At 37.7% G+C, this 21,114-nt stretch carries 21 protein-coding genes and 1 riboswitch; of the genes, 11 read left to right on the top strand and 10 right to left on the bottom strand.

The features are described 5' to 3' along the window. Positions 1-23 precede the first annotated feature (23 nt). The 3 genes from ACTNEP_RS12290 to ACTNEP_RS12280 all read right to left on the bottom strand — a co-directional run bounded on the left by ACTNEP_RS12290 (position 24) and on the right by ACTNEP_RS12280 (position 2,779). Positions 24-1,667, bottom strand: coding sequence for a putative bifunctional diguanylate cyclase/phosphodiesterase (locus ACTNEP_RS12290; protein ID WP_441162307.1), 1,644 nt, complete (start codon positions 1,665-1,667; stop codon positions 24-26). An 89-nt stretch (positions 1,668-1,756) separates the two neighbouring features. Beyond that, on the bottom strand, positions 1,757-2,125 hold the full coding sequence (locus ACTNEP_RS12285) for a DUF1992 domain-containing protein (protein WP_441162306.1): 369 nt from the start codon (positions 2,123-2,125) through the stop codon (positions 1,757-1,759). A gap of 6 nt (positions 2,126-2,131) precedes the next feature. Beyond that, on the bottom strand, positions 2,132-2,779 hold the full coding sequence (locus ACTNEP_RS12280; protein ID WP_441162305.1) for an MOSC domain-containing protein: 648 nt from the start codon (positions 2,777-2,779) through the stop codon (positions 2,132-2,134). A gap of 138 nt (positions 2,780-2,917) precedes the next feature. Between ACTNEP_RS12280 and ACTNEP_RS12275 the strand changes: the two genes are divergently transcribed. The 3 genes from ACTNEP_RS12275 (at position 2,918) to ACTNEP_RS12265 (ending at position 4,468) form a co-directional block, all read left to right on the top strand. Further along, positions 2,918-3,049, top strand: a complete 132-nt coding sequence (locus ACTNEP_RS12275; protein WP_441162304.1) for a DUF2639 domain-containing protein — start codon at positions 2,918-2,920, stop codon at positions 3,047-3,049. A 144-nt stretch (positions 3,050-3,193) separates the two neighbouring features. Next, positions 3,194-4,204 (top strand): rod-share determining protein MreBH, encoded by a 1,011-nt coding sequence (gene mreBH, locus ACTNEP_RS12270; protein ID WP_441162303.1) that lies wholly within the window; start codon positions 3,194-3,196, stop codon positions 4,202-4,204. 36 nt (positions 4,205-4,240) lie between these two features. Then, positions 4,241-4,468, top strand: a complete 228-nt coding sequence (locus tag ACTNEP_RS12265) for a DUF2164 domain-containing protein (RefSeq protein ID WP_441162302.1) — start codon at positions 4,241-4,243, stop codon at positions 4,466-4,468. A gap of 156 nt (positions 4,469-4,624) precedes the next feature. On the opposite strand, the gene ACTNEP_RS12260 is transcribed toward ACTNEP_RS12265, so the two are convergent. Both ACTNEP_RS12260 and ACTNEP_RS12255 read right to left on the bottom strand, forming a co-directional pair. Then, complete coding sequence (locus ACTNEP_RS12260) at positions 4,625-5,350, bottom strand: zf-HC2 domain-containing protein (RefSeq protein WP_441162301.1); 726 nt, start codon at positions 5,348-5,350, stop codon at positions 4,625-4,627. Continuing rightward, positions 5,350-5,910, bottom strand: coding sequence for an RNA polymerase sigma factor (locus ACTNEP_RS12255; protein WP_441162300.1), 561 nt, complete (start codon positions 5,908-5,910; stop codon positions 5,350-5,352). Before ACTNEP_RS12255 ends, ACTNEP_RS12260 begins: the two co-directional genes overlap by 1 nt. A gap of 121 nt (positions 5,911-6,031) precedes the next feature. On the opposite strand from ACTNEP_RS12255, the gene ACTNEP_RS12250 reads away from it, so the two are divergent. Genes ACTNEP_RS12250 through ACTNEP_RS12240 form a run of 3 tightly spaced genes read left to right on the top strand, consistent with a single transcriptional unit; the run spans position 6,032 to position 9,170 of the window. Further along, positions 6,032-7,189 carry a COG1470 family protein gene (locus ACTNEP_RS12250; RefSeq protein WP_441162299.1) on the top strand — a complete coding sequence of 386 codons (1,158 nt, stop codon included), beginning with the start codon at positions 6,032-6,034 and terminating at the stop codon, positions 7,187-7,189. Between the two features lie 3 nt (positions 7,190-7,192). After that, entirely contained in the window at positions 7,193-8,155 is a 963-nt protein-coding gene (locus tag ACTNEP_RS12245; RefSeq protein ID WP_441162298.1) for an ABC transporter ATP-binding protein, read from the top strand. 28 nt (positions 8,156-8,183) lie between these two features. Beyond that, a complete protein-coding gene (locus tag ACTNEP_RS12240; protein ID WP_441162359.1) occupies positions 8,184-9,170 on the top strand; it encodes an ABC transporter permease in 987 nt (328 codons plus the stop codon). Positions 9,171-9,244: 74 nt separating this feature from the next. Here the strand turns inward: ACTNEP_RS12240 and ACTNEP_RS12235 are convergent, their stop codons facing one another. Both ACTNEP_RS12235 and ACTNEP_RS12230 read right to left on the bottom strand, forming a co-directional pair. Beyond that, positions 9,245-9,697 carry an immunoglobulin-like domain-containing protein gene (locus tag ACTNEP_RS12235; protein WP_441162297.1) on the bottom strand — a complete coding sequence of 151 codons (453 nt, stop codon included), beginning with the start codon at positions 9,695-9,697 and terminating at the stop codon, positions 9,245-9,247. A gap of 154 nt (positions 9,698-9,851) precedes the next feature. Continuing rightward, on the bottom strand, positions 9,852-10,622 hold the full coding sequence (locus ACTNEP_RS12230) for a TIGR01457 family HAD-type hydrolase (RefSeq protein WP_441162296.1): 771 nt from the start codon (positions 10,620-10,622) through the stop codon (positions 9,852-9,854). A gap of 252 nt (positions 10,623-10,874) precedes the next feature. Between ACTNEP_RS12230 and zwf the strand changes: the two genes are divergently transcribed. The 3 genes from zwf (at position 10,875) to ACTNEP_RS12215 (ending at position 14,675) form a co-directional block, all read left to right on the top strand. Further along, a complete protein-coding gene (gene zwf, locus ACTNEP_RS12225) occupies positions 10,875-12,362 on the top strand; it encodes a glucose-6-phosphate dehydrogenase (protein ID WP_441162295.1) in 1,488 nt (495 codons plus the stop codon). Between the two features lie 273 nt (positions 12,363-12,635). After that, positions 12,636-13,193 carry a tyrosine-type recombinase/integrase gene (locus ACTNEP_RS12220; protein ID WP_441162358.1) on the top strand — a complete coding sequence of 186 codons (558 nt, stop codon included), beginning with the start codon at positions 12,636-12,638 and terminating at the stop codon, positions 13,191-13,193. A gap of 30 nt (positions 13,194-13,223) precedes the next feature. Then, a complete protein-coding gene (locus tag ACTNEP_RS12215) occupies positions 13,224-14,675 on the top strand; it encodes a potassium/proton antiporter (protein WP_441162294.1) in 1,452 nt (483 codons plus the stop codon). A gap of 264 nt (positions 14,676-14,939) precedes the next feature. On the opposite strand, the gene gndA is transcribed toward ACTNEP_RS12215, so the two are convergent. Together gndA and ACTNEP_RS12205 are read right to left on the bottom strand one after the other, a co-directional pair. Then, on the bottom strand, positions 14,940-16,361 hold the full coding sequence (gene gndA, locus ACTNEP_RS12210; protein WP_441162293.1) for an NADP-dependent phosphogluconate dehydrogenase: 1,422 nt from the start codon (positions 16,359-16,361) through the stop codon (positions 14,940-14,942). Between the two features lie 260 nt (positions 16,362-16,621). After that, on the bottom strand, positions 16,622-17,353 hold the full coding sequence (locus ACTNEP_RS12205; protein WP_441162292.1) for a Cof-type HAD-IIB family hydrolase: 732 nt from the start codon (positions 17,351-17,353) through the stop codon (positions 16,622-16,624). Between the two features lie 117 nt (positions 17,354-17,470). Between ACTNEP_RS12205 and ACTNEP_RS12200 the strand changes: the two genes are divergently transcribed. Then, positions 17,471-17,743, top strand: a complete 273-nt coding sequence (locus ACTNEP_RS12200; protein ID WP_441162291.1) for an ACT domain-containing protein — start codon at positions 17,471-17,473, stop codon at positions 17,741-17,743. Between the two features lie 12 nt (positions 17,744-17,755). After that, positions 17,756-19,117: a PFL family protein gene (locus ACTNEP_RS12195; protein WP_441162290.1), complete on the top strand. Its 1,362-nt coding sequence runs from the start codon at positions 17,756-17,758 to the stop codon at positions 19,115-19,117. Between the two features lie 150 nt (positions 19,118-19,267). Here ACTNEP_RS12195 and ACTNEP_RS12190 read toward each other — a convergent pair whose 3' ends face one another. Beyond that, entirely contained in the window at positions 19,268-20,818 is a 1,551-nt protein-coding gene (locus ACTNEP_RS12190; RefSeq protein ID WP_441162289.1) for a PTS sugar transporter, read from the bottom strand. A 178-nt stretch (positions 20,819-20,996) separates the two neighbouring features. Further along, positions 20,997-21,103: riboswitch (SAM riboswitch) on the top strand. The last annotated feature ends 11 nt before the right edge of the window (positions 21,104-21,114 follow it).

The raw sequence follows: 21,114 nt of genomic DNA, 5'->3' as shown, positions 1-21,114 counted from the left end.
AATCCTGTTTCTTACGCAATTTATTATGAAAATGCTAGTAATTTCTCTTGAATCAAGTCCGCGTCAAGTGGTTTACTATAAAAGTAACCTTGATAATAATCACACTTTTCATTTCGGATGAACGATAGCATATGTTCCCTTTCTACTCCTTCTGCAACGACCTTGAGACCAAATGTATGCCCTAATTGTATCATCGCTTTAATAATTTCTGCACTGCCCTCTTCCTTACACAATTCCTTGATAAAGGATTGGTCGATTTTTAAATAATTGATCGGAAATTTTTGCAAATACCCCATTGATGAGTACCCTGTCCCAAAGTCATCAATGGATAAGGAAATACCCATAGCACGTAGCTCGTTCATCCTTTCGATACATTCTTCCGTATTTTGCATCACACTATTTTCTGTAATTTCTATTTCCAAATAATGAGGATTCATTCCTGTTTCTTTAATGATTTGTTTTACTCTTAACAGAAAATCTACTTGCTGTAATTCAATTGCAGAGATGTTGACTGCTATCATTACAGGATTGATCCCGCTTTTTTGCCATCTTACAAATTGTTTGCATGCTTCTCGTAAAACCCATTCTCCGATTTGATCAATCATACCGATTTCTTCTGCAATTGGAATAAAAACAGAAGGTGGGATTTCACCTTTTTTTCCATGCTCCCAACGAATTAGCGCTTCTAGTCCAACAATCTCATTTGTATATACATCTACTTTAGGCTGATAAGATAAGGTAAATTCGTTAAATTTAAATGCTTTGCGAATGTCTGACTCTAGTAATATCAGTTCATTATATTGTTCACTCATTTTACTCGTATATTCGCTGATCCGGTTGCCACCCTGGATTTTACCATAATGAACCGCTACACTCGCTCGATTAATATAGTCTTCTGTTTTTCCGGCCTTTTCACTCAAATAGCTAATCCCTATCGTCCCTGTCATATAAAAATCATGACCGGAGATATTGATAGGTTGTCTGACAATTTGGAGAATCTCTTCTGCAAAATGCTTTAAATCTGCAAAAGGTTGATTGATAACAATGACAAATTCGTCTCCCCCCAAGCGATAAACCGGATATCCCCTCAGTTCTGGGCCCTTTAATCGATTCGCAATTAAAGTAATCACTATATCGCCAGCAAATTGTCCTAAAGTATCATTGACATTCTTTAACCGATCCAAACCACATATTATGATTGCTTGTGGACTTCCTTCCGAAGGATGATGAATCATTTTTTCTAAATCAACTAGTAGCTTTTGCCGATTAGGAAGCTTTGTGAGTGTATCATGTGTGGCCATAAATTCAATCTGTTTTTCCGATTTTTCAAAGGACGTAATATCACTTGTAGATCCTACTACTTCCGTTACGCGACCATCTTCGATGACAGGTGATAACATGGTGACTAAATAATACCGATGAAAATGGTGTTTAAAAATAATTTCTTTTCCAGCGAAGGCTTGTTTGAGTTTACTTTTGTGAAATAAGATAAATTCAAGGTAGCTATTGTTGTCTGGTAACTGTAATGTGTCTTTCAATTTACCAGCTATAAAAGAACAATAGAATTGACCATTTTCCTCCCTAATCACGAACAATACATTCATATTATGTTGTAATATTGTTAATAAGGCATTACTATCATGATATATCTTCTTTTCATGTGGCATCGTCGTCACCTTTATTTCTATTTTCTTCTAGTATACGTGAAAAGATTTTAGGAAAAAAGTATGAGGTAACTTATTTCTGCATTTCTCCCTTAGAATAACCGATTAATTTTACTCCGGTATCTTTTATATGATGCATTTTGTTTTATGTTTCGCTTTTCTAACAGCAGCTGAAATTGTAATTCTTTTTCTGAGATTCGCTTCTTAAGACGTTTTTGATCGCTCTCATCCGTACATAATTTTAGTAAATCACGTAACGAAGCTAATTCTTTATTTATTTGTACTTCTTCAGGTAGATAACCACTATTTTTCATTATACGATAGCTCATCCGCAACTCTGTTGGAACATGTTGGAGTGGATCCTTCTTTTGCGGCTTACCTTTGCCTTCGATATTATCAAAATCACCATTTTTCATTGCTTGCTTAATTCGTTCTTCCGCAAGCTGTGAGAATACATCCATTGTGTATCACCCTAACTTTTCCATTCTTTTTGCCAAGCTTTTCTTTACATTCGGTGCTAACGCATCGATCTCTATATACCGTTCCATCTTTGCTTTGTTTTTTCTATCATGAAATAAACAGTGAAAGATATCTGCTGGAGTTGTTCTATTGAAGTCTTCTTTCACTTTTACTAAATAGTCTGTCGACTTCACCCAGCCTTCTTTCAGCACTCGAAAATAATATCCACTGTATCCTGTTTCTGTTACAACTGCAGGCATTTCTTGGATACCATGGACTTTCGCAATTTTATAACACGGCTGCCTCGGTTGTGAAACTTGAATTTCTGCCTCACCTAGTTTGAAAATATCGCCAATAAAAAGGTCATTCTCTGTTAACCCATCAATCGTTATATTTTCACCAAATGCTGGATAGGAAAAATCCTGCTGATACTTTTGTTGCCAAAATGGATAGTGATCCTTTGGGTACATTAATAACGCTTTTTCTTCTCCTCCATGGTTTTTAAGGTCGGCTTGTCCATCATCCCAAAAACCAGTGAAGCTTAAATATTTCGGTTGATTTGTAGGGGTTTTAATAAATCCTGTTGTTAATTCCTGACCAGCCAAATGATGGACTTCTGGCTTCCCTACATTTAAGGATGCGACTCTAAATAACACGTCCACAACTCCCTCTCTTTCTTACTTATACCCATTATACAAAAAATTTCCTAAAAAAATTAATGATAACCTCTTTTCCATGATAGTGTAAGATGTTAGAATGGCATCTGCGAAATTTTTGGCAAGGAGTGATTAATCATGCACGTAGGAAGCAAAGGCTGGTACGTAGAAAAATTAAAAGAAAAAGGTGTGCGTCATATTGAAGGCAAGAAAATTGAGAAATACAAAGCACACATCCTGGCAAATCTTTTAAACGAAAAAGAAAAATAAAAATGTACGAAAAAGGCCGATCAACCGGCCTTTTTTTTATCTTTTTTAAATTGTTAAAATTCACCACTTAATCAACGGTCATAATTCTTGAAGAAAAACAGAATAATTATATGAAAGAAATTATACTTAATCGGAGGTAACATCATGTTTTCAACTACAGAAATTGGTATAGATTTAGGAACTGCTAATATTCTTATATATACAAAAAATAAAGGAATTATCTTGAATGAGCCTTCTGTTGTCGCCGTTGACACAAGAACTAATCAAGTAGTCGCTGTCGGCAATGAGGCCAAAAATATGATCGGGAAAACCCCTAGAAACATCGTCCCTATCCGTCCATTAAAAGATGGTGTGATTGCAGATTTTGATATGACGACACAAATGCTTAAAGCCTTCTTGAAGAAAGTAAGCAAAAAAGCTGGTGTGTCAACACGTAAACCTAGTGTGGTTGTTTGTACACCATCTGGCAGTACAGCAGTTGAACGAAGAGCAATAGATAATGCAGTCAAAAGCTTTGGCGCAAAAGAAGTCCATCTAATCGAAGAGCCAGTTGCAGCTGCAATAGGTGCGGACTTGCCAGTAGCAGAACCACAAGCCAGTATGATCGTGGATATTGGTGGTGGGACAAGTGAAGTTGGTATTATTTCATTCGGTGGTGTTGTTTCTAGCCGCTCTGTTCGTGTTGGTGGTGACCATATGGATGAAGAGATTATTCAATATGTCAAACGTCAACACAATGTGCTAATCGGCGAAAGTACAGCTGAAAAAGTAAAAATGGAAATCGGCTATGCACATAATAACCATCCCGAAGAGGAAATGGATGTAAGAGGTCGTGATCTTGTCACTGGTTTACCAAAAGTCATTACAATTCGCTCCTCAGAAGTTCATCATGCCTTTAAGGAAGTTTTAGAATCCATTTTACAGGCAATAACGGAAACACTTGAAAGCTGTCCGCCAGAATTAAGTGGTGATATTGTCGACCAAGGAATCACTATTACTGGCGGTGGTGCATTATTGAAAGGAATGCAACAATGGCTGTCTAACGAAATTAATGATGTGCCTGTCCATCTTGCTGACAATCCATTAGAATCTGTTGCTGTCGGTACAGGACGCTCATTACAAATGATTCAAAAATTACAAAAGGCTGTCAAATAATCTGATATAATGAGGAAAACGAAAGGAGTTTTTCTCATGCAGACACCTTTTTCCTTATCAAAGGAGAACCGCGATGACATGATCTCTTCTATCCAGGATTATTTTGCTGTTGAACGACAGGAAGAACTAGGTAATTTAGAAGCAGAATTTATCCTTGATTTTTTCACGAATGAAATTGCTCCTACTTTTTATAATCAAGGAATAAGAGATGCACATCAGTTTCTAAGTGAAAAACTAGAGGATATATTTGAGATCGAGAAATAATGATAGGCTGTTGACAGGATAGTTCGTACGTTCGTGAGATACCCTCCCTTGTTCACAAGATAGTTACTACTCTTGGTAGGAAATTTGTTTTATCTTGGGAACAGCGACACTTATCTCCCGAAGAGCAGGACTTATCTAGCCAACAGCTTTTTATTTTTATTCTTTAATATCTACATAGAATGTTTCTGGACCTGTTGGTTGGTGGCTACCACCTGGTGGTTCTACACTTCCTTTCATAAAGCGGAAATCCGATAAGTCTTCTACTCGATATAACATCCGAGCCACTCCATTCTCCACCATGACCAAGTCACCATTAATATTTCCGTTCTTATCAATGATCCAGATCTGATAATCGTTATTATATAACCCTGTTAAGCCTTCCATCTCTAATAAAATTTCTTGTGTTTGCGGGTTAATCCAGACCATTCCCTCAATGCTAGCAAAGTCTTTATACGGCTGAATTGGCTGTCTGGCAACAACCGGGTTATCCATAAATACCTGATCACTGATAATATCTTGATGCTGATAAACTTCATATTCTGGTTGAACAATATGCTCTACTTTCAAAAGGTTGATCAAACTAATCATACATATCGCCATCACTATTACACCGGCTAAACCAAATAAAGGCTTTTTCCATTTGATCACACGTTTCGTCGGGGAGTGATCTGCATGTAACGTTTCATTGATTTTTTCTTTTAATTGTGGGGAAGGTTGCACTTCTTCGTCTATTTCCAATGTTTCTTTCCAAAAAGCTACTGTTTGCTGACACTTCCCACAATCTGCTAAATGACATTCAATCTCTTGGATCTCTGCTTCTGTCAGATGTCCTTCCAAATAATCAACTAACTTTTCTTCAGGTAGATGTTTATCCTTTCTCATTACTTGTCACCTCCACCAGGGCTGATCCAGCGTAATAATGATTTTTGTTTCTTCAGATTTTGCAATCCATACCGAATCGATGATTTAACTGAGCCTAGTGGACGATTAGTTCTTAACGCTATCTCCTTTTGGGAAAATTGCTCATAATACATATGATAAATGGCCTGTCGCTGTGAAAAGGGAAGCTGAAGGAGTGCTGTCTGCAATATGTCTTTTTCCATTCTTTCAATTACAAACTGATCTGCTGCCGGACTGGCATTAGTAATAATATGTTCGAGCTTATCTACTAAAACCTCTGGCTTTTTCCGGAGCCGATCAATTGCTCTTGATTTTGTCTTTACAGCAACCCATGCTTTGACACTTCCTCTTGATGCTTGATATTGATCACACTTTTGATAGATCTCTATCAACACTTCCTGTGTAATGTCTTCTGCTTCTGGGCGACTGGCGAGTACTTTATGAGCAATTTGAAAAATATAGGAATGATATCGTTGATAAAATTGATCAAAAGCCTCTTGATTACCTAAACGCATTTGTTCCAACAAAAAATAATCCTCCAATTCGATCGCCCCTTCCCCTTTTAATTTTAATTTTACAAATTTTTTTTAAATTGACAAATCCAAATACTTTTTTCCACCGTATCACTTAGTGAAGAACCAATAAAAATAAGGGGGAAATGAAATGTTTCGTAAGCTGACATTCTCGTTAATCATTTTATTAGCCTTATCACTTTTTGCTCCTGTGAGCAGTGGGTTTGCTGTTGGTGGATTAACCTTGTACACACCATATACAGGTCTATCTGTTACACCAGGTGAAACATTGACATATGATGTAACCGTGATTAATGATAACTCTGCTATTCAGAATGTGACTTTTGATGTAAATAATCTACCTGAAGAGTGGGATTATTCCATCACAGCTAACGGAAATGACATCAGTCAATTATCAATCAGAGGAAATGATGAACAGGAAATATCTTTTGAAGTAACCGTACCACTTGAAGTCGAAAAAGACGATTATTCATTTGATCTAGTGGCGGATGGTGATGGCGATGCTTATGCAGAATTGCCATTTGTTACAACAGTTACCGAGGAAGGAACATTCAATTCAGAGTTTACCTCTGAACAACCGAATATGGAAGGCCATGCCGATGCCTCTTTCTCTTATTCTACGACACTACGAAACCGAACGGCTGATGAACAAACCTATGCTTTATCAGCAGGCGCTAGTGAAGGATGGGGTGTTCAATTCCAAGCAGATGGTAATAGTGTTACATCTGTCACATTAGAACCGAACGGATCAAAGGATATCACGGTGGATGTTACTCCTCCAACAGACGTGAAAGCAGACACATATGAAATACCAATCCGTGCGGCAAATAGTTCCACATCATCTGAGCTAACTCTAGAAGCTGTTATCACAGGGTCCTATGATATTTCCATTTCCACTCCTGATGGAAACTTAAGTGCAGATGTTACTGCTGGAAATAGGAGAACCATCGACCTTGTCGTGGAGAATACGGGAACTGCAACGCTTAATGATATTTCGCTTTCTGCCTCTACTCCTCCCAATTGGGAATCTGAGTTTGATGAGAGCTCCATTGCAACGCTGGAAGCTGGCGAATCGAAAACAGTAAAAGCAACATTAACAGCAGCAAATGATGCAATAGCGGGAGATTACGTCACTACTTTCACTGCAGAAACATCTGAAGCTTCGTCTGAAGCGGATTTTCGGGTATCCGTAGGCACATCCACTTTATGGGGAATTATCGGTGTAGTGATCATTTTAGCAGTAGTAGGTGGACTTTACTTTATTATTAAAAAATACGGGAGGAGATAAATCATGGTTGAACCGATTATTCAACTCGATCATATCTCCAAAAAATACGATGAACAATATGCAGTTGATGAGCTAACCTTAACTATAAATAAAGGGGAAGTTTTTGGTCTGTTAGGTCCTAACGGAGCAGGTAAATCAACTACTATTTTGATGATGTTGGGATTAAGTGAACCAACTAGCGGGAGTGTCAAAGTATGTGGAATGAACTCCACAACTAATCCACTCGCTGTTAAAAAAAGAGTAGGCTACTTACCTGACGATTTAGGATTTTATGAACAAATGACCGGTTATGAAAATTTACTTTTCACCGCCAGTCTTAACGCTATCCCTCGTCCTATTGCAGAAAGTCGGGCCAGAGATTTGTTAGCAAAAGTCGGCTTGACCGAATCTGCTGACAAAAAGGCAGGCAAATATTCACGAGGTATGCGACAACGCTTAGGGTTAGCCGATGTTTTAATGAAGAAGCCAGAAGTGATTATCTTGGATGAGCCTACTCTTGGGATTGATCCAGAAGGGGTTCGTGAATTACTTGGATTAATCAAACAGCTAAACAAAGAAGACGGAATTACAGTTCTACTTTCTTCCCATCAACTCCACCAGGTACAACAAATTTGTGACCGGGTTGGTATCTTTGTCAAAGGTAAGTTACTTGCAGAAGGAAATGTGGAAAATTTGGCAAAGCAGCTGTTCTTTGACGATTCTTTTGTTGTTTATGCCAAGGCCTCACCAATTAATGAGGAGTTAACGGAACAACTACAAGCAATAACAGGGGTAAATCGAGTGGAACAAGATCAGCAACAATTAGAAATCTATGCAGAAACCGATGTGTCTTCAAAGGTAGCAAGAACCGTTGTTGAAACAGGTGCTGAGTTATACTACATTAAAAAGAAAAATTATGGCTTAGATGAAATCTATCATCGCTATTTTGAAGGGGGTGCCGAAGATGGTAAAGCTTCAAGCGCTTAAGAAATGGCTCCCTAACATAAGTGAGATAATGCGTTCAGACAATCATGATAATATCCAGGCATTTAAAGCCATTGTTCGCAAGGAATTCACAGATTATATTACCAGCTGGCGTATCATTATCATGTTGGCTTTAATCGTTCTGACATGTGTTGGTTCCCTATATACTGCCATCACTTCGATTCAGGATGCGATTGATGCAAATGAGGAAGCAAAGGAAATTGCCAAAAGCTCGTTCCTTTTCTTAAAATTATTTACGATATCGGATGGAACCTTACCATCGTTTATTACCTTTGTATCATTTTTAGGGCCACTTTTAGGTATTGCTTTAGGCTTTGATGCGATTAATTCAGAGCGTAACAAAGGAACATTGAGCAGGCTGATGGCACAACCAATTCCGCGCGACTATGTGCTAAATGCAAAATTTGCGGCTGCCTTATTGTTAAACACTGTACTTTTTGTTGCATTGGGATTTATGGTAATGGCACTTGGAATCTTAATACTAGGTATTCCACCTACAGGTGAAGAGTTTTTACGAATTCTTTGTTTCCTTGTTTTATGTATTGCCTATATTGCCTTCTGGCTGAATCTCGGCATCCTGTTTTCTGTTCGCTTTAAACAAGCGGCGACATCAGCTTTAGCAGCCATCGCTGTCTGGATTTTCTTTAATGTTTTCTATTCCATGATCGTCGAATTATTGTCAAAGTCTATTTTAAATCCTGACAATATTTCTAGTGCTGCTGACGCCATTAGTAGGCAAGGGATAGTCCTTAATCTCATGAGACTCTCACCCAATTATTTATTTACTGAATCAACGACAACACTTTTATCACCGTCTGTTCGCAGCTTAGGACCATTAACAGTTGAACAAACGACAGGCGCGATTGCTGGACCATTACCATTAAGTCAAAGTTTAATGTTAATTTGGCCACAACTAACAGGATTAATTGCGGCCACGTTAATCTGTTTTGCTATCTCTTATTTATGGTTTATGCGCCAGGAGATAAGATCGAAATAACAGAGATAGGCGGTTAGCAACTTGATAAAGGAGCCTTAAATTGTGAAGCAATTTGATGCTCCTTTTTAAAATACTTATTCCATCTCAAATTCTCTTGCCAAGGTTATCTCCTCATTTATAGGTTTCACCACACGATATTTACCAGGGGAAGGATCATATTTCAATTGTTTCATGGAAATATTTTGGGTGTATGATTCGTTAGGTTTTACAATAATGCCATACAACTGAAAATCAATATTTTCATCAAATGGAATTTGATACCAGGAACCTTCTCTATATTTTTCAATCTGATAGGTAACATCTACATTTAAGTTTGATTCACTATTATTCATGATCTCTATTGTTATCAAGTCCGTTTCTACAGAATATTTTTCTTTATCTAGTTTTATTTGATAATGGTTGTTTTCAACTATTTCACCAAAGTCCGATTGCGGTAAATTCTCAGGCAAATCATTACCACAACCACTTAAGAAAATGAGAAAAATCAAGCTTAGAGAAACGCAAGAGTTTAGTTTTCTTCTTTTCATAAGAACGGCTCCTTTCCGGTTTGGGGTAGGACCTATCCCATTTAAGCTCTCGAACAAATTCAAATATTGCTAGTATTTTTGATAACTGACCTAGCCGGAAGTGATGAAAGGATATACAAACAATGAACCATCATCCATAACGGCTCACTGTTTATCACGCATCAAAAGTCCATTCTGCTAAATTGTCAATTGCATATGTTGGCTGATTTTCGACTTCTTGTAAATCCTCTTTTGTCGTTACACCTGTATGGACTAATAATGAATCAATCCCTGCATTAATACCTGCCAAAATATCTGTTGCATAATTATCGCCGACCATTAAGGTCTCTTCTTTAGGCGTACCTAATACTTCGATCGCTTGCTCAACAATGATAGATTCCGGCTTTCCAATAAATGTAGGCTTAACACCTGTTGTTACCGATAATACCGAAATTAATGAGCCAGCCCCAGGCAGAAATCCACGTTCAGTCGGTAATGCTACATCACCGTTTGTCGCTACAAACCTTGCTCCTGCACGGATATTTAGCGCCCCTTTAGCTAATTTTTCGTAATTAATGTTGCGATCCAAACCCATCACCACAAAATCTGCGCCTTCCTCCACAATCTCCAATCCACATTCTTCTATGGCCATATGTAATCCTTCTTCTCCAATTGGATAGACCTTTGCATCAGCCTGTTGTTCTTTGATGTAGCTTGCTGTTGCCATACTCGTTGTAAAAACATGCTCTGTTGTACTTGGGACACCCATATCGACTAATTTTTTCGATACATCACTAGGATGTTTAGTTGAATTGTTCGTCAAAAAAAGATAAGGTAGCCCTCTTCGGTCTAGCTCTTTAACGAAATCTATCGCTTCAATTATTTTTTCTGTTCCTTTGTAGACTGTACCATCTAAGTCGATTAAAAAACCTTTATATTTTTGCATAATATCCTCCTGAATTTTTTGAAAATTCTATGTATTTTATTTGTCATTTTCGCGATCCATGATAGTATATATTTATGACAATAAAGACTAAACAGATATTTGTATGTTATCATGTTAAATAATTTAACAGAAGTATTTAACATGATAAAATAGAAAAGTATGCTGTTAGATTAGTTTATTACATAGTTATATGCATAGCTGGACATATGCGCTTAACTCGTAAATATACAAGAAGAAAGGTAGTTAAAGTTAATGACAACGAATAACCCAAAAGCAGTTATTGTGATTTTTGGTGCAACAGGGGATTTAGCTAACAGAAAACTTTATCCTTCCATTTATCGACTTTACCGAAATGGAAAGTTATCCAATAATTTTGCCGTAATTGGTGTAGCAAGACGACCATGGACAAATGACGTGTTTCGTGACAAAGTAAAAGAATCCATCGATAATTTCGATGATCCACATATTGATAAAGATGAATTCGCCAGTCACTTCCACTACAATCCATTTGATATTCAGGATTTAGAACATTACGGAGAATTGGAAAATCTTATTCAGGAGTTGGATGCTAAACATCAAACAGAAGGGAATCGCTTGTTCTATTTTTCCATGGCGCCTAACTTCTTTGGCACACTAGCAGCCAACCTTAAATCAGAAGGTTTAACTACAACGAAAGGATGGACTCGTTTAGTTATCGAGAAACCTTTCGGTCATGATTATGAGTCAGCCAAAGAACTGAATGATCAGATTCGCGAGGCATTTACAGAAGATCAGATCTATCGCATTGACCATTACCTTGGTAAAGAAATGGTGCAAAATATTGAAGTGATTCGTTTTGCCAATGCCTTATTTGAACCACTATGGAATAATCAATACATTTCTAATATTCAAATTACATCCAGTGAGATTCTAGGTGTAGAAGAGCGTGGACGCTATTATGATGGTGCAGGTGCATTAAAAGATATGGTGCAAAACCACATCTTACAAATGCTTGCGCTGATCGCAATGGATCCACCAATCAGATTAACACCTGAAGAAATCCGCAGTGAAAAAGTAAAAGTATTGCGTGCATTACGTGTACTAAATGAAAACGAAGTCGATGATTATTTTGTTCGTGGTCAATATGACAAAGGGAATGTCAACGGTGAACAATTACCAGCATACCGTGAAGGTAACGGTGTAGATCCTGAGTCAAATACAGATACCTTTGTTGCGGCGAAGTTAATGATTGATAACTTCCGGTGGGCTGGTGTTCCATTCTATATCCGTACTGGTAAACGGATGAAGCGGAAATCAACGGAAATCGTGGTAGAATTCAAAGACTTACCAATGAATCTATACTATGATCAGGAACACGAAACGAAATCTAACCTATTAGTCATTCACGTACAGCCACATGAAGGGATTACCTTACATGTTAATGCCAAGAAAGGCGATTACAATGCATCGTCCACACCAATTACGTTAAGCTATGACAATAATTCAGAAGATAAAATGAATACTCCTGAGGCATATGAAACCTTATTGCATGATTGTATGCGTGGTGACTCTACTAACTTTACCCATTGGGATGAAGTGGCATTATCTTGGAAGTTTATTGATGTAATTGCCAAAGCATGGTCAAATAAAAAAGCAGACTTTCCTAACTATACTTCAGGAACAAACGGTCCAGAAGAAGCAGATCTTTTATTAAATAAAGATGGTTTCGAGTGGTGGGACGTTACACCAGAAGAAAAGTAGACTTCCATTAACGAAAATTTACAGGCCGATAAATCCTATAAAGAATCAAATAAAAGCAATCATCCAATCTCACATTGGATGATTGCTCTTTTATTAGATAGACAAGGGCCGCTCTTTTTTGAATCTTGGCTTGTATTTACGCGGTCGTCTCTAGGCAAATCATTTTATATGTTACAAAACCTTTGTTATAATATATATTAAGTAACATAACATGAGACTTTTCCAATGATAGTTTTACAGACGATCATCAATGCAATATTTGGAGAGATGAAGATGGAATATGTATTCCCCATTAAGGATGTAAATAATATTAAAAAATTGAAAGCATACTTTAAAAAACGGTCGCTCCGTGATTACCTGTTAGTCGTTTTCGAAATTAATACAGGTATGCGAATAAATGACCTATTAACGCTTAAAGTTAATCAAGTATGGCATAACGAACAGCCAAGGGAATTTATCCAATCTATCTATTACAACATCAACCAACCTATTTATTTAAATGCGAAGGTTCGTTCTGCTTTAAAGCTATATATGCTACAATCTCATTTATCTCCAGACGACTATTTATTCAAAACGAAAAACGGATCCTCCCCTATTACACGTCAACAGGCCTATCGTATCATCAATAAAGCAGCACGAGAAATCGGCATTCAGGATAAAATTGGCATTCATACATTACGGAAAACATTCGGATACCATGCTTATCAAAAAGGAATCGCCATATCAATTATAAGGGATATATATGGACATTCCACTACTACAGAAACACTTCACTACATTGGAATTGATAAAAATGAACATACCTCGATCAAAGTGGATGTGAACTTATAATACAAATTTAGATTTGAAAGGGAAATGCCTATGGCAACAGAGTACTTTATTTTAACGATAGGATTATTATTTATCATCGGTGTTATTACGACGAAATTTTCTAGCAGAATTGGCGTACCAGTGCTTATTTTATATATAGCTATTGGCATGCTTGTTGGAAGCGATGGCTTCAATTTAATTTATTTTAGTGATTATAATCTTACCCAGATAATCGGTATGCTAGCACTTGTTATTATTTTATTCGAGGGTGGACTGCAAACAAAATGGAATAGTATCCGCCCAGTTATCGCACCTTCCATTTCACTTGCTACACTAGGTGTAGTCATCACGTCATTAGTAGTTGCAGTTGCTGCCAAATTCATTCTTGGTGTTTCTTGGTTAGAAGGGTTCCTGTTTGGGGCAATCGTTGGTTCCACTGATGCAGCAGCAGTATTTGCTGTTTTAAAGGGCCAGAATATTAAACCAAGGATTGGTTCTACGCTTGAAGCGGAATCTGGCTCCAATGATCCAATGGCAATGATACTTACTATTTCTTTCATTGAGTTAATCACAAATGAGCAATCATCTTATTTTATGCTAATCGGCTCCTTTTTCTGGCAAATGCTTGCTGGTATTATAATTGGTCTAATCATGGGTGTTATAGCTGTATACTCCATTAACAAGATAAATTTAGATTCAAGTGGACTATATCCCGTATTTGGGTTGGCATTTGCGCTATTAACATTTAGTTTTTCCGACCTTGTTCAAGCTAGCGGACTATTAGCTGTTTACGTATTAGCTGTTTATATAGGTAACGCAGAAATATCTTACCGTCATTCGATTTTCCGTTTTAATGAAGGTATTGCGTGGATAGCGCAAATCTTAATGTTTACATTATTAGGACTTCTTGTCTTCCCTAATGACTTATTTACTTGGGACATTATTTGGCAAGGGCTCATTATTTCTCTCATCTTAATTTTATTAGCTCGTCCTATAGCTGTTTTTATCAGTACGATAAAGCTTAATTATAGCTTTAAAGAGAAAATCTTTCTTTCATGGGCTGGTTTAAAGGGAGCAGTTCCGATCGTTTTAGCTACTTTCCCAATGGTAGCTGGACTTGAAAATGGACAATTATTCTTTAATGTAGTGTTCTTCGTTGTTTTAATATCCGCTTTAATCCAAGGCTCTACAATCTCTATTGTTGCGGAGAAGCTTGGATTGTCAGGACCATCACGGACGGAACCAATGCACAGCTTAGAGCTTATTTCCATTGGAAAAGCAAATGCAGAAATGCTTGAATATGAGGTGCGCGAGGAAGTAAATATAATAGGAGAAAAATTAGTAGATATTGATTTTCCTAAAGATGCTTTAATAAGTGCAATCATTAGAGACAATGAGCTGGTTACACCTACCGGGGACACAATCATTAAAAAAGGAGATACGCTATTTATATTGGTTTCCAAAAAGAACAAAAAACAAGTGAAGCAGTTATTAGAAGAGTAAGTTATTTCGTGTAGTGTTACGTAGATATTCTCATCGGAGAAATTTTTCCATTTGGTGTGATCCTCATAAGATTTATGAGTGACTGAAATTCTTTTTTCTCGCTTTTTCAGGCGTTCATCAAGCTTATGAGTGACCGAATTTTTCGTTTGCCTCTTTTTTAATCCGATGCCAGCCATACTTCCTATATTGAAAACAAATTATATCTTTCGTCTTTCCAAACTAAAAACCTCTTGTTTTATAAAACAAGAGGTTTTTTCTCTTACATTAATCTTCTAACCATTCTGTGTGGAACACGCCTTCTTTATCGATGCGTTGGTAAGTGTGGGCACCGAAGTAATCACGTTGTGCTTGCAGAAGGTTTGCAGGTAATGTTTCTGTACGATAGCTGTCATAGTAAGCTAATGCACTAGCAAATCCTGGTACCGGAATACCGCGCTCCATCGCGATAGAAAGTACTTTACGAAGAGATGTTTGATAGCTTTCAACAATCTCTTTGAAGTATGGATCAAGCAATAGGTTTGCAAGAGCTGGATCACGATCATATGCTTCTTTAATTTTCTGTAAGAATTGTGCACGGATGATACATCCACCACGGAAGATCATTGAGATGTCACCATAGCGTAGGTTCCAATCATTTTCTTCAGAAGCTGCACGCATTTGTGCAAACCCTTGTGCATAGGAAACAATTTTACTCATATAAAGTGCTTTACGGATCGCTTCGATAAGCTCATCTTTGTCACCTTCATATGGTTTGTCTCCTGCGGATGGTCCTTGTAAAACTTTACTTGCTGCTACACGCTCTTCTTTCATTGCCGAGATGAAACGAGCAAAAACAGATTCAGTAATAACTGGTAATGGTACACCTAAGTCTAGTGAGCTTTGGCTTGTCCATTTACCTGTACCTTTTTGACCAGCAGTATCAAGGATGACATCTACCATTGGTTTACCTGTTTCTTTGTCTTTTTTCTTGAAAATGTCAGCAGTTATTTCGATTAAGTAACTGTCCAACTCTCCTTTATTCCATTCTGCAAATACTTCGTGAAGCTCCTCTGCTTCAAGCCCCAGTACATGCTTCATAATAAAGTATGCTTCACAAATTAATTGCATATCGCCGTACTCAATACCATTGTGTACCATCTTCACATAGTGACCTGCTCCGTTCGGCCCGATGTACGTTACACAAGGATCTCCGTTAACCTTTGCAGAGATTGCTTCGAAAATTGGTGCTACTTTTTCATATGCTTCTTTCTGTCCACCTGGCATGATCGAAGGTCCTTTAAGCGCTCCTTCTTCCCCACCTGACACACCCGTTCCGATAAAGTGAATTCCAGATTCATCTAATTCTGCGTTACGACGCATTGTATCTTTAAAGAAGGTATTACCACCGTCGATCAAAATATCCCCTTCATCAAGAAGTGGTTTTAGGCTAGCGATCGTTGCATCTGTTGCCGGTCCTGCTTGTACCATAAGCATGATTTTACGGGGTTTTTCTAGTGAGTCAACAAATTCCTCGATTGTCTTCGCACCAACAAAGTTTTTACCTTTTGCTTCATTATTTAAAAAGTCTTCCGTTTTTTGATAAGTTCTGTTAAATACTGCTACAGAATAGCCTCTGCTTTCCACGTTAAGTGCGAGGTTTTTCCCCATAACAGCAAGTCCTATCACACCAAATTGTTGTTTTGCCATCCTCATTTTCGCTCCTTTTCTTTTGTCACTATGTATTATTCCATTGTCTATTTTAGCATGAAATCGAATATTACTGTAGTGATCTAAAAATTTCACTCCATATATTAAGTTATTATATCGAAACAGGCTCTGCAAGTATTAGCTATTAATTATCTGAAAATTCACCTATTGTTAAAAAGATTGCAAATTTGCCATAGAAACGAAAAGAAGATACCCCACTTTCAGGAAACGGAGTATCATCATCGACCTACCACTAAAGCTTACAAAATCCATTCTTCAATAGCTCGGGCTACCCCATCCTGATCATTTGTTGTTGTTTCCCAATCAGCTACCTTTTTCACTTCTTCTTGAGCATTACCCATTGCAATCCCTAAGCCTGCTTGTTCAATCATTTTAATATCGTTCAAGCTGTCTCCCATAGCCATTACTTGAGACATACTAATGCCAATGCGTTCACAAACAACTTCGATCGCTGCAGCTTTATTGACACCAACAGCATTTACTTCGATATTGGTTGGACTGGAGTTACTTAATTCTATTTCTTCCCAGCTTTCAATAGTTTCCATAATCTTTCCTTTTGTTTCTGGATCTTTTGTGTCAAAGCCGAATTTTAACCACTCATGTGCTAAAATATCATTTGGCACCTCTCCACGCCATATTTGGTCTGTTGAAGAAAGCCATGCCCATGTTTGATGTTCGTCTTTTAGTGCAACAAGTTTCTCTATGATACGTGCATCAAGTGTTTGACGGGCAATTAATTCACCAGTCATCGTCCAGATTTCACTGCCATTTACTGTAATTAAATAATGAATATCCAATTCTTTTGCAATATCAGAGCTTGTTTGATAATGTCTACCTGTAGAAATAATCACTTCTACACCTTTTTCACGAGCGTTAATAATTGCTTCTTTGTTCGTTTTCGATACTCGATGGTTACTACCTAACAAAGTGCCATCCATGTCTAGAGCAATCAGTTGTATATCCTTTTTCATGTGTAAGCTCCTCCCATCCATGCATTCCTTTTTATTTTATGCGATATAGTGTGATTTAGCAAAAAAGGATGCTTTGGGTATAATAAATAAAAGTAATAAAAAATTGAGGTGACCAAAATGCAAAAAAGAGCTGTAGTCAGTGTAGTTGGCAAAGACCAGGTAGGGATCATTGCCAAAGTAACTACTGTTATTTCAGAAAACAATATCAATATTTTAGATATTAGTCAGACGATCTTGGAAGGGTTTTTCACCATGATTATGTTGATTGACATTAACGATCCAAGTAATCTCGAAACATTACAACAAAAATTTAAGCCAATTGAGCAAGAATTAGGTTTGAAAATTAATATTCAACTAGAAGATGTCTTTCAAGCAATGCATCGTGTCTAAGGAGGGAAACTGATGCCAATAGCTTTTACGGAAATTCAAGAAACAATACGAATGGTGGAAATGGAGCACCTTGATATTCGTACAGTTACAATGGGAATTAGCTTGCGCGATTGTGCGGATCACGATTTTGAAAAAGTAAAACAAAAAGTATATGAAAAGATCACTAATTATGCAAAAGACTTACAATCAACTGCTAATCAGGTAGCAAAAGAATATGGTGTTCCTATTATTAACAAGCGAATCGCGATTTCCCCTGCTGCAGAATTGTTAGGGAACGCAACAAAAGAACAAGCTATCGAGCTTGCAGAAACATTGGACAAAGCAGCGCAAACTTTAGATGTAGACTTTATCGGAGGTTTTTCTGCCTTAGTACATAAAGGTATTTCTAAAGGAGATCAAATTTTACTTGATGCTTTACCTGAGGCGTTAAGTAAAACAGAACGTGTTTGTTCTTCCATCTCTGTTGCGACAACAAGAACAGGCATTAATATGGCTGCCGTAGCCCAAATGGGACAGGTCATTCACGAAACAGCTAAATTAACGAAAGACAACAATAGTATCGGTTGTGCCAAATTAGTTGTCTTTTGTAATCCTGTGGAAGATAATCCATTTATGGCAGGAGCGTTTCATGGCGCTGGAGAAGGAGAAGCAGTCTTAAGTGTTGGAGTAAGTGGCCCTGGAGTTGTCCTTCATGCATTAAAACGATATCCAGATGCTGATTTGGGTGAGGTATCGGATGTTATTAAGAAAACAGCGTTTAAGATAACGAGAGCTGGTGAAATAATTGGACGTGTCGTTGCTGAGCGCTTAAATGTTCCTTTCGGCATTATGGATCTATCCCTCGCACCGACGAACGCGATGAATGATAGTGTCGCGGAAATTTTAGAAGAAATCGGACTAGAACGTGTCGGAACCCATGGTACAATCGCTGCTTTAGCATTGATGAATGATGCTGTGAAGAAAGGTGGGGCAATGGCAAGCTCTTATGTCGGCGGATTGAGTGGCGCATTTATTCCAGTCAGTGAAGATAACGGTATGATTCGTGGTATTGAGGAAGGAGCCTTAAACCTTTCGAAATTAGAGGCAATGACATGTGTCTGCTCTGTTGGATTAGATATGATCGCATTAGAAGGAAGTGCTAGCCCCGAAACGTTGTCCGCAATTATTGCAGACGAAGCTGCAATTGGTATGATTAATAAGAAAACGACCGCAGTAAGAGTCATTCCTGTGATTGGCAAAAAAGAAGGAGAAACGGTCGAATTCGGTGGCCTACTTGGTCGTGCACCAATTATTGGGGTGAACCAGTTTTCTTCTGAAAAATTAATTAAACGTGGTGGTAGAATACCTGCACCATTACAATCATTGATAAATTAAGTGTTTATTCATTAAATAATCCGAGCAATTCTATGTTGAATTTGCTCGGATTATTTAGAGTGACAGCTTATCTCATCGGCCCGTTACAAACTTTCCCTTAATATATTTGCTACATTCCCAAACTTTGTTTGTTTATGTTTCGTTTCCTGTTCAAGCCTTTTTCTTATATATCGTATTAACGATGAAAGTAATCACAAATGCCAACAAAGCTGGTACTACCATAGCAATGATAAATCCAATCGCATTACTTGCTAATAATGGCGCTGTAAAGGTTGGCACATATGCGGTCCCTCTCACATCAAACAACCCTACTAATCCTCCTCCAACCCCACCAGATAATAACGCGCCGGCAAATACCCATTTATTAGAGAACATAAATGGATAAGCTGATTCCACAAAGGTTCCAAATCCCATGTTAATCGCAAAACCTGGTACAGCAACCGCTGCTTCTCCTTTATCACGTGGTCGAATGATATTTGCAAGATTAATGCCAGCAGCAACCATTACTAAACCAACCATGTCAACTGCACCTAAAAAACTATTTCCTGTTCTCTCCATTTCTAATAACACGATTGGTAGAATAGCGGCATGATAAACACCGCCAATAATCGCCGGCCAGATTAGCACACCAGCAATCGCTCCAGCCAATATCGGATTGAATGCTACAGCTGTTTCAATTAATTCTTTAATACCGTCACCTATAAACAAAGCAATCGGTCCAATAAAATAAAACACCAATAAACCTGCACCAAGGCCGGCAAAACTACCCGCTGCAATATTGACTGTTGTCATCGGAAAGCGCCATTCCACAAATTTCCTGAATAAAACACGTACCAATAAACCTGCTAAAATACCTGCAATCATTCCACCGATAATTCCACCATCTACTGAAAGTACTCCAGCTATCACACCAGCAACAATCGAAACTTCATCTAATTCCGAAATCTGTTTAGCTGCGATTACGGCAATAATAACAGGCAGTGCACCAATTAACAGATCAAATATATCACTTAATGCCCCAAGCCCTGGAATTTTACTTAGGGCTAATATAATGGCCATCGCAATAAAACCTGGTAAAGCTGACATCATAATGCCACGGATATTAATATTTGTCAGGCCAATTCCTTTCGTCATCTCATTATTACTGCTACCAAGTATTGGCTGATAATTTAACTTCAGTTCCTTACTTAATGCTGTAATAAAAGATACTGCCCTTGTCCGATTTGTCGTACCTGTTGTACCAGATGTAGCAATAACATTTGCACCTTTTGAGGCTATCTTTGCCATAGATGTGCCACCTGTTCCCACTACTGGGACACCATTTCTCGCAGCTGCTTCTATGGTTTGTTTATTCGTCTTATCAGGATCACCACTCATCACGATTAATCCATCAATCTCACCATGATCAATCATTTCTGCTATTTGGTGATCAACTTGTTGTGCTTCAAGATTAATATCTATTAATCTGCCTTTTTCTCCTTCAACGAAAACATCCGTACTATCTATTTTCCAAAGAGATGCTTTTGTCGTCTCTTTTGCACTGTCCATCGATTCTTCAGCACCGATAAATTGCACCGCATCAATTTTAATACCTGCGCTAACAGCTTGTTTTTTAATTTCTTCCAGAAGTTTTGCAGGATTTTTCCCTCCTAAATTAAATAGATTTCCCCCACTACTCCCAACAATTGCGATTTTCTTCATATCCGTTCCTCCAAGATAAAATGAATAATATTTATTCATTATAAAGGAATTGATTTTATTACGCTAGTGTACTAAAGTGTTTTATCTCTATATTCTGAATAGTTTTACTTTTATAAAAGGAATTGACGATTCTCTGATATAATGATAATATATTGGTTACTGAATTGAATACGTGAAACTCTTATCAAGAGAGGTGGAGGGACTGGCCCTATGAAACCCGGCAACCGTCAGTAAAACTGATAGGTGCTAATTCCATCAAAGCTTCTAGGCTTTGAAAGATAAGAGGACAATGAATA

The organism is Gracilibacillus sp. HCP3S3_G5_2 (genome assembly GCF_052063305.1).
GTDB lineage: Bacteria > Bacillota > Bacilli > Bacillales > Amphibacillaceae > Gracilibacillus.
This window is presented reverse-complemented; position numbering and strand designations above follow the sequence as displayed.

Coding starts and splice junctions, on each gene's coding strand:
- ACTNEP_RS12290 (WP_441162307.1), bottom strand. CDS start 1,667: ATGCCACATGAAAAGAAGATATATCATGATAGTAATGCCTTATTAACA.
- ACTNEP_RS12285 (WP_441162306.1), bottom strand. CDS start 2,125: ATGGATGTATTCTCACAGCTTGCGGAAGAACGAATTAAGCAAGCAATG.
- ACTNEP_RS12275 (WP_441162304.1), top strand. CDS start 2,918: ATGCACGTAGGAAGCAAAGGCTGGTACGTAGAAAAATTAAAAGAAAAA.
- mreBH (WP_441162303.1), top strand. CDS start 3,194: ATGTTTTCAACTACAGAAATTGGTATAGATTTAGGAACTGCTAATATT.
- ACTNEP_RS12265 (WP_441162302.1), top strand. CDS start 4,241: ATGCAGACACCTTTTTCCTTATCAAAGGAGAACCGCGATGACATGATC.
- ACTNEP_RS12260 (WP_441162301.1), bottom strand. CDS start 5,350: ATGAGAAAGGATAAACATCTACCTGAAGAAAAGTTAGTTGATTATTTG.
- ACTNEP_RS12250 (WP_441162299.1), top strand. CDS start 6,032: ATGTTTCGTAAGCTGACATTCTCGTTAATCATTTTATTAGCCTTATCA.
- ACTNEP_RS12245 (WP_441162298.1), top strand. CDS start 7,193: ATGGTTGAACCGATTATTCAACTCGATCATATCTCCAAAAAATACGAT.
- ACTNEP_RS12240 (WP_441162359.1), top strand. CDS start 8,184: ATGCGTTCAGACAATCATGATAATATCCAGGCATTTAAAGCCATTGTT.
- ACTNEP_RS12235 (WP_441162297.1), bottom strand. CDS start 9,697: ATGAAAAGAAGAAAACTAAACTCTTGCGTTTCTCTAAGCTTGATTTTT.
- ACTNEP_RS12230 (WP_441162296.1), bottom strand. CDS start 10,622: ATGCAAAAATATAAAGGTTTTTTAATCGACTTAGATGGTACAGTCTAC.
- zwf (WP_441162295.1), top strand. CDS start 10,875: ATGACAACGAATAACCCAAAAGCAGTTATTGTGATTTTTGGTGCAACA.
- ACTNEP_RS12220 (WP_441162358.1), top strand. CDS start 12,636: ATGGAATATGTATTCCCCATTAAGGATGTAAATAATATTAAAAAATTG.
- ACTNEP_RS12215 (WP_441162294.1), top strand. CDS start 13,224: ATGGCAACAGAGTACTTTATTTTAACGATAGGATTATTATTTATCATC.
- gndA (WP_441162293.1), bottom strand. CDS start 16,361: ATGGCAAAACAACAATTTGGTGTGATAGGACTTGCTGTTATGGGGAAA.
- ACTNEP_RS12205 (WP_441162292.1), bottom strand. CDS start 17,353: ATGAAAAAGGATATACAACTGATTGCTCTAGACATGGATGGCACTTTG.
- ACTNEP_RS12200 (WP_441162291.1), top strand. CDS start 17,471: ATGCAAAAAAGAGCTGTAGTCAGTGTAGTTGGCAAAGACCAGGTAGGG.
- ACTNEP_RS12195 (WP_441162290.1), top strand. CDS start 17,756: ATGCCAATAGCTTTTACGGAAATTCAAGAAACAATACGAATGGTGGAA.
- ACTNEP_RS12190 (WP_441162289.1), bottom strand. CDS start 20,818: ATGAAGAAAATCGCAATTGTTGGGAGTAGTGGGGGAAATCTATTTAAT.